This window comes from Marinomonas sp. BSi20584 (assembly GCF_002792415.1).
Lineage (GTDB): Bacteria > Pseudomonadota > Gammaproteobacteria > Pseudomonadales > Marinomonadaceae > Marinomonas > Marinomonas polaris.
On sequence record NZ_KZ454929.1, the window covers coordinates 1 to 884 of the forward strand.

General features: G+C 45.4%; 1 protein-coding gene. It reads left to right on the forward strand.

What is annotated here, in order from left to right:
• Nucleotides 1-884: Calx-beta domain-containing protein (locus TY87_RS22395; RefSeq protein WP_198432176.1), on the forward strand; the 884-nt coding region annotated here is incomplete at both ends.

Below are 884 nucleotides of genomic sequence, written 5' to 3' on the forward strand. Positions count from 1 at the left end.
CCGCGAGTTATGTGGATGAAAACGGTCAAACTCAATCATTGGCGATTGGTTCTGATGGTTCTCTTACGGTTCCTGCTGGCGTCACGAAAGTTACTTTAAATGTTCCTACTATTAATGATTCTGTTTATGAAGGTAACGAGAAATTTACTATCAGTGTAGAAGGTGTGACCGGAGTTGTTGCTGCAGATAGCGCAACGACTACGATTATTGATGGTGATGGTGTACCGACGGTTAGCGGTGTGAGCTCGGCGGTAAATACCGATGGTAACGCTGTGATTGAAGGTGAAGACGCGGTGTTCACCGTGAGCCTAAGCAACGCGAGCAGCACGGCGCAAACGTACGAATTCAGCTTGACGAACGGCACTGCGGGCAGCAATGACTACGATACAGATCTATCACATGTGACGTTTAGTAATGGAGTTACTTACAATTCCAGCACAGGAAAGATTACTGTGCCAGCAGGCGTTACTGAGTTTGCAGCGACAGTATCAACGACAGATGACGGCATCAATGAAGGTAGTGAAACCTTTACTTTGAATGTAGGTGGTGTGTCTGGTGCTGCAACCATTATAGATAATGACCTTTTAGCTCCAACAGTGACGATTACTGAAGATATCAATGATGATGGTCTAATCAATAAAACTGAATTATCTGGTGATGTTGATGTGAAGGTGAGTGTACCAGCGGGAGCCTTGGTAGGTGATACCATTACAATAACTGATGGCACTACACCCCAAAGCATTGTTTTAACCGCTGCACAAATAACGGCGGGGTTTGTAACGACAGCCTTCGCAAGTCCAGGAGAAGGTAACACGATCAGTGTAAGTGCGACCTTAAGTGATCAATATGGTAATACGTCTTCAGCAGGTACAGATAGTGCGAAG